This window comes from Pseudomonas sp. Ost2, assembly GCF_018326065.1.
Classification (GTDB): Bacteria; Pseudomonadota; Gammaproteobacteria; order Pseudomonadales; family Pseudomonadaceae; genus Aquipseudomonas; species Aquipseudomonas gingeri.
On record NZ_AP021904.1, the window covers coordinates 5,344,819 to 5,358,972 of the forward strand.

The 14,154-nt window shown below is 64.8% G+C and carries 16 protein-coding genes; 5 read left to right on the forward strand and 11 right to left on the reverse strand.

Translation table 11 applies throughout. The annotated features are described in order from the left end of the window. The first annotated feature begins 92 nt into the window (after nt 1-92). The 5 genes from KI243_RS23355 to KI243_RS23375 all read left to right on the forward strand — a co-directional run bounded on the left by KI243_RS23355 (nt 93) and on the right by KI243_RS23375 (nt 5,744). Complete coding sequence (locus tag KI243_RS23355; RefSeq protein WP_177088472.1) at nt 93-1,388, forward strand: glycerate kinase; 1,296 nt, start codon at nt 93-95, stop codon at nt 1,386-1,388. After that, the gene (gene pyk, locus KI243_RS23360; RefSeq protein WP_017124383.1) at nt 1,378-2,793 is read left to right on the forward strand and encodes a pyruvate kinase; all 1,416 of its coding nucleotides are present in this window, start codon (nt 1,378-1,380) and stop codon (nt 2,791-2,793) included. The genes KI243_RS23355 and pyk overlap by 11 nt, the downstream gene beginning before the upstream one ends. Before the next feature lie 116 nt (nt 2,794-2,909). Continuing rightward, nucleotides 2,910-3,782 carry an urea transporter gene (locus tag KI243_RS23365; RefSeq protein ID WP_212809963.1) on the forward strand — a complete coding sequence of 291 codons (873 nt, stop codon included), beginning with the start codon at nt 2,910-2,912 and terminating at the stop codon, nt 3,780-3,782. Between the two features lie 47 nt (nt 3,783-3,829). Further along, nucleotides 3,830-4,654, forward strand: a complete 825-nt coding sequence (locus tag KI243_RS23370) for an ion transporter (protein ID WP_017124385.1) — start codon at nt 3,830-3,832, stop codon at nt 4,652-4,654. 91 nt (nt 4,655-4,745) lie between these two features. Next, the gene (locus KI243_RS23375; protein ID WP_017124386.1) at nt 4,746-5,744 is read left to right on the forward strand and encodes a sulfate ABC transporter substrate-binding protein; all 999 of its coding nucleotides are present in this window, start codon (nt 4,746-4,748) and stop codon (nt 5,742-5,744) included. A gap of 83 nt (nt 5,745-5,827) precedes the next feature. Here the strand turns inward: KI243_RS23375 and KI243_RS23380 are convergent, their stop codons facing one another. The 11 genes from KI243_RS23380 to ccmA form a co-directional block, all read right to left on the reverse strand. Further along, nucleotides 5,828-6,415: a DUF5666 domain-containing protein gene (locus KI243_RS23380; RefSeq protein WP_085983759.1), complete on the reverse strand. Its 588-nt coding sequence runs from the start codon at nt 6,413-6,415 to the stop codon at nt 5,828-5,830. Nucleotides 6,416-6,665: 250 nt separating this feature from the next. Continuing rightward, nucleotides 6,666-7,058, reverse strand: coding sequence for a hypothetical protein (locus KI243_RS23385; protein WP_017124388.1), 393 nt, complete (start codon nt 7,056-7,058; stop codon nt 6,666-6,668). Between the two features lie 10 nt (nt 7,059-7,068). Further along, the gene (gene ccmI, locus KI243_RS23390; RefSeq protein WP_212809964.1) at nt 7,069-8,268 is read right to left on the reverse strand and encodes a c-type cytochrome biogenesis protein CcmI; all 1,200 of its coding nucleotides are present in this window, start codon (nt 8,266-8,268) and stop codon (nt 7,069-7,071) included. After that, nucleotides 8,265-8,735, reverse strand: coding sequence for a cytochrome c-type biogenesis protein (locus KI243_RS23395; protein WP_017124390.1), 471 nt, complete (start codon nt 8,733-8,735; stop codon nt 8,265-8,267). Before KI243_RS23395 ends, ccmI begins: the two co-directional genes overlap by 4 nt. Then, nucleotides 8,732-9,268 carry a DsbE family thiol:disulfide interchange protein gene (locus tag KI243_RS23400; RefSeq protein ID WP_212809965.1) on the reverse strand — a complete coding sequence of 179 codons (537 nt, stop codon included), beginning with the start codon at nt 9,266-9,268 and terminating at the stop codon, nt 8,732-8,734. Before KI243_RS23400 ends, KI243_RS23395 begins: the two co-directional genes overlap by 4 nt. After that, nucleotides 9,265-11,238 carry a heme lyase CcmF/NrfE family subunit gene (locus tag KI243_RS23405; protein ID WP_212811250.1) on the reverse strand — a complete coding sequence of 658 codons (1,974 nt, stop codon included), beginning with the start codon at nt 11,236-11,238 and terminating at the stop codon, nt 9,265-9,267. Before KI243_RS23405 ends, KI243_RS23400 begins: the two co-directional genes overlap by 4 nt. Before the next feature lie 18 nt (nt 11,239-11,256). Beyond that, entirely contained in the window at nt 11,257-11,712 is a 456-nt protein-coding gene (gene ccmE, locus KI243_RS23410; protein WP_177088482.1) for a cytochrome c maturation protein CcmE, read from the reverse strand. Continuing rightward, nucleotides 11,709-11,885, reverse strand: coding sequence for a heme exporter protein CcmD (gene ccmD, locus KI243_RS23415; protein WP_017124394.1), 177 nt, complete (start codon nt 11,883-11,885; stop codon nt 11,709-11,711). Before ccmD ends, ccmE begins: the two co-directional genes overlap by 4 nt. After that, a complete protein-coding gene (locus KI243_RS23420) occupies nt 11,882-12,640 on the reverse strand; it encodes a heme ABC transporter permease (protein WP_177088484.1) in 759 nt (252 codons plus the stop codon). The genes ccmD and KI243_RS23420 overlap by 4 nt, the downstream gene beginning before the upstream one ends. Nucleotides 12,641-12,685: 45 nt before the next feature. Next, the gene (ccmB, locus tag KI243_RS23425; protein ID WP_212809966.1) at nt 12,686-13,354 is read right to left on the reverse strand and encodes a heme exporter protein CcmB; all 669 of its coding nucleotides are present in this window, start codon (nt 13,352-13,354) and stop codon (nt 12,686-12,688) included. Beyond that, entirely contained in the window at nt 13,351-14,022 is a 672-nt protein-coding gene (gene ccmA / locus KI243_RS23430; protein ID WP_167331617.1) for a cytochrome c biogenesis heme-transporting ATPase CcmA, read from the reverse strand. The genes ccmB and ccmA overlap by 4 nt, the downstream gene beginning before the upstream one ends. Nucleotides 14,023-14,154 lie beyond the last annotated feature (132 nt).

Genomic DNA, 14,154 nt, shown 5'->3' on the forward strand with positions numbered 1-14,154 from the left:
GGAACGATCAACGCGGTGCGTCCAGTGAGGCGTTCCCACGCAGAGCCGGGGAACAATCTCTGCACCCATAACAATAAATCCGGGAGCCCGCCATGTCGGTCGATCCGCAAGCATTCCTGCGTCAGTTGTTCACCACGGCCATCGACGCCGCCCACCCGCAACAGGTACTCGAACCCTGCCTGCCCAAGGACCGTAGCGGTCGTGTCATCGTCATCGGCGCCGGCAAGGCCGCCGCGGCCATGGCCCAGGTGGTGGAGCGCTGCTGGCAAGGGGAAATTTCCGGCCTGGTCGTCACCCGCTACGGCCACGGTGCCCCTTGCGAGAAAATCGAAGTGGTCGAAGCCGCTCACCCGGTGCCCGACGCCGCCGGTCTCGCCGTCGCCAGGCGTGTCCTGGAACGGGTCAGCGACCTCGACGAAAACGACCGGGTGATCTTCCTGCTCTCCGGTGGCGGCTCGGCCCTGCTGGCACTGCCGGCGCCCGGCATCAGCCTGGCGGACAAGCAGTCGATCAACAAGGCCCTGCTCAAGTCCGGCGCGACCATCGGCGAGATGAACTGCGTACGCAAGCACCTCTCCGCCATCAAGGGCGGCCGCCTGGCCAAGGCCTGCTGGCCGGCCAGTGTCTACACCTACGCGATTTCCGATGTCCCGGGCGACGAGGCCACGGTGATCGCCTCGGGCCCGACCGTCGGCGACCCCAGCACCTCGGCCGATGCCCTGGCGATCCTCAGGCGCCATGCCATCGAGGTTCCGGCAGCGGTGCGCGACTGGTTGCAGAGTGCCGAGTCGGAAACCGTCAAGCCCGGCGATCCGTGCCTGTCCCGCAGCCATTTCCAGTTGATCGCCCGTCCCCAGCAATCCCTAGAAGCGGCCGCGGTAAAAGCCCGTCAGGCCGGCTTCAGCCCACTGATCCTCGGCGACCTCGAAGGCGAATCCCGGGAGGTGGCGAAAGTCCATGCCGGGATTGCCCGGCAGATCGTCCAGCACGGCCAGCCGCTGGCGGCCCCCTGCGTGATTCTCTCGGGCGGTGAAACCACCGTCACCGTGCGCGGCAATGGCCGTGGCGGGCGCAATGCGGAATTCCTGCTGAGTCTGACCGACAGCCTCAAGGGCCTGCCCGGGGTCTACGCCCTGGCCGGCGACACCGACGGTATCGACGGTTCCGAAGACAACGCCGGCGCCCTGATGACACCCCAGAGCTACAGCTGCGCCCAGGCCCTGGGCCTGAGCGCCGGCGACGAACTGGACAACAACAATGGCTACGGCTACTTCGCCGCCCTGGACGCGCTGATCGTCACCGAACCGACCCGGACCAACGTCAACGACTTCCGCGCCATCCTGATTCTCGACAGCGCCGCCCATGAGAGCCCCGAACATGACGCCTGACAAGAAAGTCAAAATCCTCGCCACCCTCGGCCCCGCCACCCGTGGCATCGACGATATCCGCGAACTGGTGGAAGCCGGGGTGAATATCTTTCGCCTCAACTTCAGCCATGGTGAGCATGCCGATCATGCCCGGCGCTTCGCGTGGATCCGTAGCGTCGAGCGCCAGCTCAATTACCCGCTGGGCATCCTGATGGACCTGCAGGGCCCGAAGCTGCGGGTCGGCCGCTTTGCCGAAGGCAAGGTGCAACTGGTGCGTGGCCAGGCCCTGCGCCTGGACCTCGACAGCACGCCCGGCGATCAATGCCGGGTCAACCTGCCGCACCCGGAAATCATCGCCGCGCTGGAACCGGGCATGGACCTGCTGCTGGACGATGGCAAGCTGCGCCTGCGGGTCACCGGCAAGCACCGTGATGCCATCGACACCACGGTGCTCAATGGCGGCGAGTTGTCCGACCGCAAGGGCGTCAATGTCCCGCAGGCCCTGCTGGAACTGAGCCCGTTGACGCCCAAGGATCGCCAGGACCTGAGCTTCGGCCTGGAACTGGGCGTGGACTGGGTGGCCCTGTCCTTCGTGCAGCGTCCGGAAGATATCCGCGAGGCCCGCGAGCTGATCGGCGACCGCGCCTTCCTGATGGCCAAGATCGAGAAACCGTCGGCGGTCGAACGCCTGCGGGAAATCGCCGAACTGAGCGACGCGATCATGGTTGCCCGCGGCGACCTCGGCGTCGAGGTGCCGGCCGAAAGCGTGCCGCAGATCCAGAAGGACATCATCGGCACCTGCCGCCAACTGGGCAAACCGGTGGTGGTGGCGACGCAGATGCTGGAGTCGATGCGCTTCTCCCCGGCCCCGACCCGCGCGGAAGTGACCGATGTCGCCAATGCCGTGGCCGAAGGTGCCGATGCGGTGATGCTCTCGGCCGAAACCGCTTCCGGCGACTACCCGCTGGAGGCCGTGCAGATGATGAGCAAGATCATCCGCCAGGTGGAAAGCGGGCCGGATTACCAGACCCAGCTGGATGTCAGCCGGCCGCAGGCGGAGGCGACGGTCTCGGATGCCATCAGCTGCGCGATCCGCCGTATCAGCCGCATCCTGCCGGTGGCCGTGCTGGTCAACTACAGCGAGTCCGGCGCCTCCAGCCTGCGAGCGGCGCGGGAACGGCCGGCGGCACCGATCCTCAACCTCACGCCGAATGTGCAGACCGCCCGCCGCCTGAGCCTGACCTGGGGTGTGCATTCGGTGGTCAACGACCGCTTGCGACAAGTGGATGAAGTCTGTTCGACGGCCCTGGAGATTGCCCAGGCCCAGGGCATGGCGGAGCGTGGCGACACCTTGCTGATCACTGCGGGCGTGCCCTTCGGACAGCCCGGCTCGACCAACTCGCTGCGGATCGAAACCTTGATCTGAGTTGCCTGCACCGGCCTTTTCGTGGGCAAGCCCACTCCTGCAGGGCTGAACTGTGGGAGTGGGCTTGCCCACGAAGAGAATCTCCCTGCCACAAAAAGATTCCCTGACCCGCCACCATGCAATCGAACCCCTTCAACCCGCACTGTCCCGACTGGGCCACTGCCCTGCTCAACGGCTTCAGCCAGATCGTCCTCCAGCGTCACCCGCTCTGTGGCCTGTGCTGCCTGCTGGCGATCCTGGTCGGCGCTCCGAGCCTGCTGGGCGGTGCGTTGCTGGGCGGGCTCGCCGGCCTGCTCACGGCCCAGCGCCGTGGTTATCCGAAGGCCGAGCGCCAGGCCGGCCTCTACAGCTACAACGGCGTACTGCTCGGTTTGCTGATCAGCTTGCAATGGCCCTGGTCGGCATTGCTGCCACTGCTGATCGTCGCCGCCAGCGGCCTGAGTGCGATCCTGGTCCGGCATTGGCTGGCCTACACCGGCGAGCGCCTGCCCGCCTACACCGCACCTTTCGTTCTGCTTGGCTGGGCGCTGCTGACCTTCGCCACGCCCCTGCCGACGATCGGCGTACCCGCACTCGAACCGCAGCTGTCCGACCTGCCACGCGCGGCACTCAACGGCTTCGGCCAGATCATGTTCCTCGCCGAACCACTGGCCGGCGCGCTGATCATGACCGGCCTGTTGCTGGCCAATCGGCGGGCTGCCCTCTGGGCCCTGCTCGGCAGTTGCATGGGACTGGCATTCAGCCTTTGTACCGAACCTTCCCCGGCGCTATCGGGACTGAGTGGCTACAACGCCGCCCTCGCCGCCCTGGCCTTGAGTGCGCAACCCCGGCAACCCTGGCTGACGCTGGCCGGCATCGCCCTGGCGATCCTCCTGGCCGCGGGCTTCGGCCCCCTGGGCCTGGAACCGCTGACCGCCCCCTTTGTCCTGGCCTGCTGGCTGGCCCGGGCCGGCGCGCGGGTGTTGCTCCCGGCCCGGCTTGCGCATTGACCGCGATTCCCCCACGCTTCCCACATTTACCGTTCGGGCAGCACCTCATGAACAGCAGCAACGACTGGCGCCAACGGCTCTATGTCATGGTTTTCCAAACCGATACCGTCGCCGGCAGGCGCTTCGACAAAATCCTCCTGCTGATCATCCTCGCCAGCCTGGTGGTGGTGATCCTCGACAGCATCGAAAGCGTCCACCAGAACTTCGCCGATGCCCTGGCCTATATCGAATGGGGCTTCACCCTGATCTTCGCGATCGAATACCTGGCGCGCCTCTATTGCTCGCCACGCCCCTTGCGCTACGCCTTCAGTTTCTACGGGCTGGTGGACCTGCTGGCGATCGTCCCGGGCATCCTGGCGATCTACTACAGCGACGCCCAGTACCTGCTGATCATCCGGATCATCCGGATGCTGCGGATCTTCCGGGTACTCAAGCTCAGCCCCTACCTGAAGCAGGCCCATTACCTGCTCGATGCCCTGCGTGGCAGCAAGCAGAAGATCCTGGTATTCCTGCTCGGCGTCTGCACCCTGGTGACCGTGTTCGGCACCCTGATGTACGTGATCGAAGGCCCGGAACATGGCTTCACCAGCATTCCGAAAAGCATCTATTGGGCTATCGTCACCCTGACCACGGTCGGCTACGGCGACATCGTGCCCAAGACAGCCCTGGGCCAGGTGATCTCGGCCCTGGTGATGATCACCGGTTACTCGATCATCGCCGTGCCCACCGGGATTTTCACCGCCGAACTGGCCAGCACCCTGCGCGGCGAACAGCTCAAGCACGATTGCCCGGTGTGCCGGAAGAACAGCCACGAACCCGAAGCCTCTTTCTGCTCCCGGTGTGGCAATGCCCTTTTCCGAAAAATGGAATAAGTACAGTACTTTTTAATCTTTAAATGACTATGCCAGCGCCGTTATAGTCGCTGGCAAAATGCCCTCTCTCTACTCGAACAAGGAATGCGCAGTGAAAAAACTCTTTGGCGCCTCACTCCTGGCCGCCGGCCTGGCCTTCGGCAGCGTGGCCCAGGCCGCCCCGACCCTGCTGAACGTGTCCTATGACGTCATGCGCGACTTCTACAAGGACTACAACACCGCCTTCCAGAAACACTGGCAGGCCGAGCACAACGAGAACATCACCCTGCAGATGTCCTTCGGCGGCTCCAGCAAACAGGCGCGTTCGGTTATCGACGGCCTGCCGGCGGACGTGATCACCATGAACATGGCCACCGACATCAACGCCCTGGTGGACAACGGCAAGCTGGTACCGGACAACTGGGTCACCCGCCTGCCGAACAACAGCGCGCCGTTCACCTCGGCCACTGTGTTTATCGTGCGCAAGGGCAACCCGAAGGCGCTGAAGGACTGGCCGGACCTGCTCAAGGACGGCGTGCAGGTCATCGTGCCGAACCCGAAGACCTCGGGTAATGGCCGCTACACCTACCTGTCGGCCTGGGGTTATGTGCTGAAGAACGGCGGTGATGAAAACAAGGCCAAGGACTTTGTCGCCAAGCTGTTCAAGCAGGCGCCAGTGCTCGATACCGGTGGCCGCGCCGCCACCACCACCTTCATGACCAACCAGATCGGCGATGTGCTGGTGACCTTCGAGAACGAAGCGGAAATGATTGCCCGCGAGTTCGGTCGTGACCAGTTCGAAGTGATCTACCCGAGCGTCTCCGCCGAAGCCGAGCCACCGGTGAGCGTGGTCGACAAGGTGGTCGACAAGAAAGGCACCCGCGCAGCGGCCGAGGAGTACTTGAAGTACCTGTGGTCGCCGGAAGGCCAGGAAATCGCCGCCAACAACTACCTGCGTCCGCGCGATCCGGCGGTGCTGGCCAAGTTCACCGACCGCTTCCCGAAAGTCGACTTCCTCTCGGTGGAAAAGACCTTTGGCGACTGGCGCACCGTGCAGAAGACCCACTTCAATGACGGTGGCGTGTTCGACCAGATCTACAACGGCAAATAACGTTCAAACCGGGCAGGAAGGCCCGCTCCCACGGTATCCCTGTGGGAGCGGGCTTGCCCGCGAAGGCAATCGAACAGCCCCCCCTACATCGGTGGCTTGACCCCGTTCTCCCCTGCCGAAATCCCTGCCGCCGTCAGCTTGCCATCCGCCCCTTGCTGGGCAAACAGTACCACCTTCACACCGGGCTTGAGCAGGCTGCGATCCCCCGGCACCAGGTTGACCACCGGCACATCGTCCGGCACCACCACCTTCTTCTCGCCGCCCTTGTAGCTGAGGGTCAGGGTCCGCCCATTGGCGACCTTCAACTCACCCACGCGACCATTGGTCATGGTGCTGCCCTGTGCCAGGTCGAATGGCCGGTGACCATCGCCCGTACCGGCCAGCTCCGGCGGGAAGACATGCACTTCCATCGCCGTCAGCGTGCCATCCGGACCGGGCATCGCCGCCGTGCCGATGTAACTGCCGGGCTTGATATCCGCCAGCTTCGCCAGCGTCACGCCGCGCACCTGGGTGTCCTTGGTCAGGGCGACCGTGACATCTTCGTTGGCGAGGGTATGCACCTTGAGCGCATCGGCCTCGACCGCGGTGATCTCGCCGCGTACCGCGACCCTCTGGGCCGGAGCGTCGGCGGCCTGCGCCACGCCGACAGACATCAATACCGCCAGGCTCATCGCCGAGGCCAACGCACTGCGGCGGGCCGACTTGCCGAAAATCGATTTCATGGGAATTCAGGTTCCTTGGGTAGGGGCATCAACGGTTGCAGACTCAACAAGACCGTTATAGCGCCGATCAGCAGGCTCGGGGATGAAATATCACCGCCTCGGGTTCGACTGCCTCGCCAGGAGATATGTTTGCGGACATGGCCCGGGCCGATCCGCCGACAAGCCGACCCCGCTCGCCAGGATCAGCCTCTGAGTCCTGTCACTGCCCGAACTGTTTGCTCAACCCCGGCGGCACGCCGTGGACATCGGTTTCTTCCCACGGTCCGTTGGGGCTGATGGAGCGGCTCCAGCCGTTGTCCCAGCGGTAGTAGGTGCGCTGGCGGTAGAAAGTGTTGGGCTGGCTGTCGAGTACGTAGACGCCCATCTGCCCGTCCCAGTGGCTGCGGCCACCCGGTGGCGGGGCGAAGGTCGCCGAGGTGCTGGGGCGTGGCTTGGCCGGTGGGATCGGCTTGCCCGGCGTCGCCGGCGGATAGGGTTGGGTGGTCGGGCCGGAAGGCGGGATCGTCGGGCCGCTCGGTGGTGGCCGATGGACCGCACAAGCGCTCAACCCCAGGACCAGCGTTAACAGGGTGAGGCGGGCGATGGCGGTCATGGCGAATTCTCTATTTGTCCGGGCTGTCGATGGTCAGGTTCTGTTGCGCGGCGGTGCTGCTGGCCAACGGCTGGCTGCGCCCGATCCACTCGCCCGCCGTCGGCTGGCCGGCGCGGGAAATCCGTGCAACCAGTTGGACTTCAGGAAAGTTCGACAGTTTCAATTGCGGCATCATCGCGTCCGCATCGCCCAGTTCGACCGTGGCCGGCAGGTCGGCAACCGTCAGCCGCTTGGCCGCCAACGGCGCCGGCGGCCCCTGGGTCGCACGGGCGAAGACAAAGACGCTGTCGCCCGGCTGGACCTTGGCTTTCAGATCGGCGGCCAGGTCTACCCGCACCTTCAGCACAGCGGTCCTGGCAACGACGGCTTCGGCGACCTTGCCACCACCTTGCACCAGTTTCTGGCTGGCGCGGTCGATGCCGCCCTGCAACGCGGCGCGGGACTGATCTTCGGGTGGCAGTTGGGCCAGCAGGCGTTTCCAGTAGTCGATGGCCTCCTGGTAACGCTGGCCTTCGAACGCGGCAATGCCGAGCAGGCCCAGGCTGGTGACTTCCTTCGGGTCGGCCTTGAGGGCTTCGTCGGTCAGCGCCTGGACCTGCGGCGACCATTGCTTGCCATCGGCGAAGTACTGCGCCTGCGCCCACTGCCCCAACAGCTCGGGCTGGCGACCGGCAAGCCTGACCGTGCGTTCGAAGATCTTCGCCGCCTCACCAGCGCGATCCTGGGCCATATAGGCGCGACCGAGGAAGTACAGCCCCTCGGCGGAGTCCGGCTGGGCCGCGACCGCCCGTTCCAGGCGCCGGGTCATGTCTTCCATGGACTGCGGTGCCTGGGCGAATTCGCGGGTCAGTTCGACTTTGTCGCTGGCGCCGAAATGCAGGTACAACGCCAGCCCGAGCACCGGCACCAGCACCGCCGCCAGCAGCGGCAACGGCTTGCCCAGGCGCGAAACCCGCGCCGGCGCCACGCCCTCGGTATCGGCCAGCAATTCGCGGGCAGCCTCGGCACGGCCAGTGTCCATCTGCTGTGCCGTCAGTACGCCCTCCTCCTGCTGAGCCTGCAGCTCAGCCACGCGCTCCTGGTACAGCGCCACGTTCAGCGCGGTGCGATCTTCTTCCCGCTGGGCGCGGCGATCACGCAATACCGGGATCAGCAGGAAACTCAGGGCGATCAGTAACAACAGACCTGTAGCGAGCCAGAAATCAATCATTCGTGGTTTTTATCCAGCAGGTGGTCGAGGCGCTCGCGCTCCTCGGCGGAAAGCGCGTCCGGGGCTTCGCTGCGCTGGGCGCGGCGGCGACGGACGATCACGGCGATCACGACCAGGCCGCCCAGCAACAGCCCCGCGGGACCGAACCAGAGCAACGCGGTCTTGCCGGTCAGGGCCGGCTTGTAGCGGACGAAGTCACCATAACGATCGACCATGAAATCGATGATCTGCTGATTGTCCTTGCCCTCGCCGAGCATGCGGAAGATCTCCCGGCGCAGGTCGGCGGCAATCGGCGCGTTGGAGTCGGCGATGTCCTGGTTCTGGCACTTGGGGCAGCGCAGTTCCTTGGTCAGGTCACGGAAACGCTCGCGCTCGGCATCGTTGGCGAACTCGTAGGTATCGATGGCTGCGTGAGCCACGCCGGTCAGGGCCAGGCCCAGGGCAACGGCGGCCAACCAGCGCTTCATGGCCGGGCCTCGTCCACCAGCGACTGGTAGACCGCCGCCAGTTGTTCGCGCCAGACCACTTCGTCGATCACCCCGACATACTTGTGGCGAATCACGCCCTTGGCATCGATGAAGAAGGTTTCCGGCGCGCCATACACGCCCAGGTCCAGGCCCAGGGTGCCCTGCTCGTCGCGGATATCCAGCTGGTACGGATTGTGGAAATCCTTCAGCCATTTCAGTGCATCGGCGTTGTCATCCTTGTAGTTCACGCCGTAGATCTGCACGCCCTGCTGGGCCAGTTTGTTCAGGACCGGGTGCTCGACCCGGCACGAAATGCACCAGGTCCCCCAGACGTTGACCAGCGCCGGCTTGCCATGCAGGTCGAGCTGGGTCAGGGTCTTGTCGCCCTGCACATTGGGCAGGGAAAACGCCGGGAACGGCTTGCCGATCATGGCCGAGGGCAACTCGGCCGGGTCCAGGTACAGGCCCCGATACAGAAACACCGCCACCACCAGGAACAGCGCCAGCGGCACTACCATCATCCAACGCTTCATGCAGTCGCTCCACTCATGCCCAGTGCTTCCCGCACACGGCTCTTGACCTTGACCCGATAACGCCGGTCCAGCGCTGCCAGCAAACCACCGAGGCCGGTCAGCAGGCCGCCGAACCAGATCCAGCGGACAAACGGCTTGACGTGCACCCGTACCGCCCAGGCGCCATCGCCCAGCGGTTCGCCGAGGGCGACATAGAGGTCACGGGTGAAACCGGCGTCGATCCCGGCTTCGGTCATCATCGATTGCTGCACGGTGTAGAGACGTTTCTCCGGATGCAGCACGGCGATTTCCTTGCCGTTGTCGATGACCCGGATAGTGCCTTTGTCCGAGGTGAAGTTCGGCCCCTCGAAATGCTTCGCCCCTTCGAAGAGGAAGTGATAACCGGCCAGTTCCATGGACTCGCCCGGCGCCAGGCGCAAGTCGCGTTCGGCGCTCTCCTGGCTCGACAGCACTACGCCCAGGGCACAGACCGCGATCCCCAGGTGCGCCAGCTGCATGCCCCAGTAGCTGCGGGTCAGGCCCGGCAGGCCCTTGACCAGGCCTTTGTGGCGGGTCTTGTCGAGAATGTCGCGCACGCACGCCAGCAGCACCCAGGCCGCCAGCAGGAAGGTCGCCAGCACCGCCCAGTTGAAGTCGCCGTAGACCACGCCCGCGACCACGGCCAGGGCCACGCTGCCCAGCAGGACCGGGGTCAGCATGCCCACCAGCCATTTCACCGGGGTGTCTTTCCAGCGCACCAGCACGCCGACCGCCATCACCACCATCAACAGCGCCATCAGCGGGATGAACAGCGCATTGAAGTACGGCGGGCCGACCGACAGCTTGGCCCCGCTCAGGGCATCGAGCACCAGCGGATACAGGGTACCCAGGAGGATCATCGACGCGGCCACCACCAGCACCAGGTTGTTGCCCAGCAGCAGCGTTTCGCGGGACCACAGGTTGAAGCCGACATGGCTTTTCACCACCGGCGCCCGCAGGGCGAACAAGGTCAGCGAACCGCCGACCACGAACAGCAGGAAGATCAGGATGAACACGCCTCGTGCCGGATCGGATGCGAACGCATGCACCGAGGTCAGCACGCCCGAACGCACGAGGAAGGTCCCGAGCAGGCTGAGGGAGAACGCGGCGATGGCGAGCAGGACGGTCCAGCTCTTGAACACCCCGCGCTTTTCCGTGACCGCCAGGGAGTGGATCAGTGCCGTGCCCACCAGCCAGGGCATGAACGAGGCGTTTTCCACCGGATCCCAGAACCACCAGCCGCCCCAGCCGAGCTCGTAGTAGGCCCACCAGGAGCCGAGGGTGATACCGATGCCGAGGAATGCCCAGGCGACAATGGTCCATGGCCGCGACCAGCGCGCCCAGGCCGCGTCGAGCCGACCACCGAGCAGCGCGGCGATGGCGAAGGCGAAGGCCACGGAGAAACCGACATAACCCATGTAGAGCATCGGCGGATGGACGATCAGGCCGATGTCCTGCAGCAACGGGTTGAGGTCGCGCCCGTCCGCCGGGATCTGCGGCAGGATGCGCGAGAACGGGTTGGACGTGAGGATCAGGAACAGCAGGAAGCCGGTGCTGATCATGCCCATCACCGCCAGCACCCGGGCCAGCATCACTTGCGGCAACTGCCGGGAGAACACCGACACGGCGAAGGTCCAGCCGCCGAGGATCAGCGCCCAGAGCAGCAGCGAACCTTCGTGGGCGCCCCACACGGCACTGAACTTGAAGTACCAGGGCAAGGCGCTGTTGGAGTTGTTGGCGACATAACCGACGGAAAAGTCATCGGTCATGAAGGCGTAGGTCAGGGCGCCGAAAGCGAAGGCGAGGAAGGCGAACTGCCCCCAGGCCGCGGGCTGCGCGAGGCTCATCCACAGGCGATCGCCGCGCCAGGCGCCAAGCAGGGGGACGATGGCTTGCACGACGGCAAAGCACAACGCGAGGATCATGGCCAGGTGGCCCAGCTCAGGTATCAGAAGCCCGGAAATCATCGATCAACCCTCCTTGGCGGGAACAGGTGCGGACTGGCCGCTGTCTTTGAGCGCCTTGGTCACTTCCGGCGGCATGTACTTTTCGTCGTGCTTGGCCAGGACTTCATCGGCGACGACCACGCCGTCGGCGTTCAGCTTGCCCAGAGCGACGATACCCTGCCCTTCGCGGAACAGGTCCGGGAGAATCCCGCGGTAGGTGATGGTCACGGACTTGTTGAAATCGGTGACCACGAATTTCACGTCCAGGGAGTCGCCGGAACGTACCAGCGAGCCCTTCTCGACCATGCCACCGGCACGGATCCGCGTGTCCCGAGGTGCTTCGCCATTGGCGATCTGGGTCGGGGTGTAGAACAGGTTGATGTTCTCCTGCAACGCGCTCAAGGCCAGGCCGACGGCAGCGCCGACCCCGACCAGGATCGCCAGGATGATGATCAGACGCTTCTTGCGCAGCGGGTTCACTTGGCATTCTCCCGGCGCAGACGTCGCGCCTCTTGTTGCAGGTAACGCCGGCGGGCCAGCAGCGGCGCCACGACGTTCAGGACCAGTACCGCGAGGCAGATGCCATAGGCCGACCAGACATACAGGCCATGATGGCCCATGGCGAGGAAATCGCCGAATGAAGCAAAACTCATCGGGCCGCCTCCAGCTCGTTCAACACTTCAGCCCTGACCCAACTGGCTCGGGCCTCGCGCTTGAGCACTTCGAGGCGCATGCGCAGCAGCACCACGGCTCCGAAGAAGCAGTAGAAGCCCAGCACGGTCAGCAGCAGCGGCATCCACATCTCGACGGGCATCGCCGGTTTCTCGGTGAGGCTGAAGGTCGCGCCCTGGTGCAGGGTGTTCCACCACTCCACCGAATACTTGATGATCGGGATATTGATCACGCCGACAATCGCCAGCACCGCACAGGCCTTGGCCGCACTGTCGCGGTTGGTGATGGCATTGCCCAGGGCGATCAGGCCGAAATAGAGGAACAGCAGGATCAGCATCGAGGTCAGGCGTGCGTCCCAGACCCACCATGCGCCCCAGGTCGGCTTGCCCCAGATGGCTCCGGTGAGCAGCGCCACGGCGGTCATCCAGGCGCCGATGGGCGCCGCGCATTGCAGGGCGACATCGGCCAGCTTCATCTTCCACACCAGCCCCACCACCCCACAGACCGCCAGCAGCACATAGCAAGACTGGGCCAGCATCGCGGCCGGCACGTGGATGTAGATGATTCGAAAGCTGTTGCCTTGCTGGTAGTCCGGTGGCGCGAAGGCCAGGCCCCAGACCACGCCGACGCCGATCAGCAGCACGGCGGCGATGCTCAGCCAGGGCAACAGGCGCCCGCTGATGCCATAGAACCATTTGGGCGAGCCCAGCTTATGAAACCAAGTCCAGTTCATCACGGTACATCCAAGGGTCTTTGCTGGTCAGAAATCGACCAGACCTCATTATTCGCCGACGCTGATCTTCAGGCCAGCCGCTATTGCAAAAGGTGTCAGGGTTACCGCCAGGGCGGCCAGGCTGCCAAGCCAGAGCAGGTAACCCGTTGCCGGCATGCCCTGCAACGCGGCCTGCAAGGCCCCGCTGCCGAGTATCAGCACCGGGATATACAACGGCAGGATCAGCAACGCCAGCAGCAGGCCACCGCGCTTGAGCCCCACGGTCAGTGCAGCACCCACGGCGCCGAGCAGGCTCAACACCGGTGTCCCCAATAACAGTGACAGCAGCAGCACCGGCAGGCAGGCGGCCGGCAGGCCGAGCATCAGCGCCAGCAACGGCGCCAGCAACACCAGGGCCAGGCCGGAAAACACCCAGTGTGCCAGCACCTTGGCCAAAACCAGAAGGGCCAGGGGGTGCGACGAAAGGACCCACTGCTCGAGGGAACCGTCTTCGAAATCACTGCGGAAAAGCCCGTCCAGCGAGAGCAGGATGGACAAAAGCGCCGCGACCCAGACCAGTCCCGGAGACAAGGTTTGCAACAGTTTAGTCTCGGGACCGACCGCCAGCGGGAACAACGCGATCACGATGGCAAAGAACACCAGCGGGTTGGCCAGTTCCGCCGGACGCCGGAACAGCAGCCGCGCTTCGCGGGCGAACAACAGCCCGAAGACACTCATACGGCCCACCGCCCGAGATCGAGGTCGCGGTAGCCGGCCGGCACGCGGGTCAGGCTGTGATGGGTGGTCAGCACGATCATGCCACCGCGTTCGCAGTGGGCGGCGAGATGCTCTTCGAGCTGCGCCACGCCCTGCTTGTCCAGGGCCGTGAAAGGTTCATCGAGGATCCACAGCGGCGGACTGTCCAGGTACAGCCGGGCCAGGGCCACACGGCGCTGCTGGCCGGCCGACAGGGTATGGCAGGGCACATCCTCGAAACCGCGCAGGCCGACGGCCGCCAGTGCCTGCCAGATCGCCTCACGTCCGGCCGGCTGGTGCAGCGCACAGAGCCAGCTGAGGTTTTCCTCGGCGCTCAACAGATCCTTGATGCCGGCGGCATGGCCGATCCACAGCAGCGTGCGCGCCAGCTCGCCGTGATGGCCGTGCAGCGGTTCGCCATTGAGACGGATTTCGCCGGCGGTCGGCTGCATCAACCCGGCCAGCAGGCGCAACAGGCTGGTCTTGCCGCTGCCGTTGGGGCCGCTGATCTGCAACATGTCGCCGGGGCTCAGGCGCAATTCGAGGTTCTCGAAGAGCATCCGCCAGTCACGCTCACAGGCGAGCGCTACGGCTTCTAGAAGAGGGCTGGTCAAATGATCGAGGCCTTTTGCGGTTCTCAAGTCGGCCATGGCGCGGCCGTTAACGTGAGGCAGAATAAATGCTTTTGCGGCTCTATCCACAGAGCTGTGTCAATTTATGCGATATTTTGGACACACTTTCGGGGTGGCGCGGCATTATACATGCCATGCCCTACTCCAAAG

What these genes read in the sequence shown, in the direction of transcription:
- KI243_RS23355 (WP_177088472.1), top strand. Translation starts at nt 93, where the DNA reads ATGTCGGTCGATCCGCAAGCATTCCTGCGTCAGTTGTTCACCACGGCC.
- pyk (WP_017124383.1), top strand. Translation starts at nt 1,378, where the DNA reads ATGACGCCTGACAAGAAAGTCAAAATCCTCGCCACCCTCGGCCCCGCC.
- KI243_RS23365 (WP_212809963.1), top strand. Translation starts at nt 2,910, where the DNA reads ATGCAATCGAACCCCTTCAACCCGCACTGTCCCGACTGGGCCACTGCC.
- KI243_RS23370 (WP_017124385.1), top strand. Translation starts at nt 3,830, where the DNA reads ATGAACAGCAGCAACGACTGGCGCCAACGGCTCTATGTCATGGTTTTC.
- KI243_RS23380 (WP_085983759.1), bottom strand. Translation starts at nt 6,415, where the DNA reads ATGAGCCTGGCGGTATTGATGTCTGTCGGCGTGGCGCAGGCCGCCGAC.
- KI243_RS23385 (WP_017124388.1), bottom strand. Translation starts at nt 7,058, where the DNA reads ATGACCGCCATCGCCCGCCTCACCCTGTTAACGCTGGTCCTGGGGTTG.
- ccmI (WP_212809964.1), bottom strand. Translation starts at nt 8,268, where the DNA reads ATGATTGATTTCTGGCTCGCTACAGGTCTGTTGTTACTGATCGCCCTG.
- KI243_RS23395 (WP_017124390.1), bottom strand. Translation starts at nt 8,735, where the DNA reads ATGAAGCGCTGGTTGGCCGCCGTTGCCCTGGGCCTGGCCCTGACCGGC.
- KI243_RS23400 (WP_212809965.1), bottom strand. Translation starts at nt 9,268, where the DNA reads ATGAAGCGTTGGATGATGGTAGTGCCGCTGGCGCTGTTCCTGGTGGTG.
- ccmD (WP_017124394.1), bottom strand. Translation starts at nt 11,885, where the DNA reads ATGAGTTTTGCTTCATTCGGCGATTTCCTCGCCATGGGCCATCATGGC.
- ccmB (WP_212809966.1), bottom strand. Translation starts at nt 13,354, where the DNA reads ATGAGTGTCTTCGGGCTGTTGTTCGCCCGCGAAGCGCGGCTGCTGTTC.
- ccmA (WP_167331617.1), bottom strand. Translation starts at nt 14,022, where the DNA reads ATGGCCGACTTGAGAACCGCAAAAGGCCTCGATCATTTGACCAGCCCT.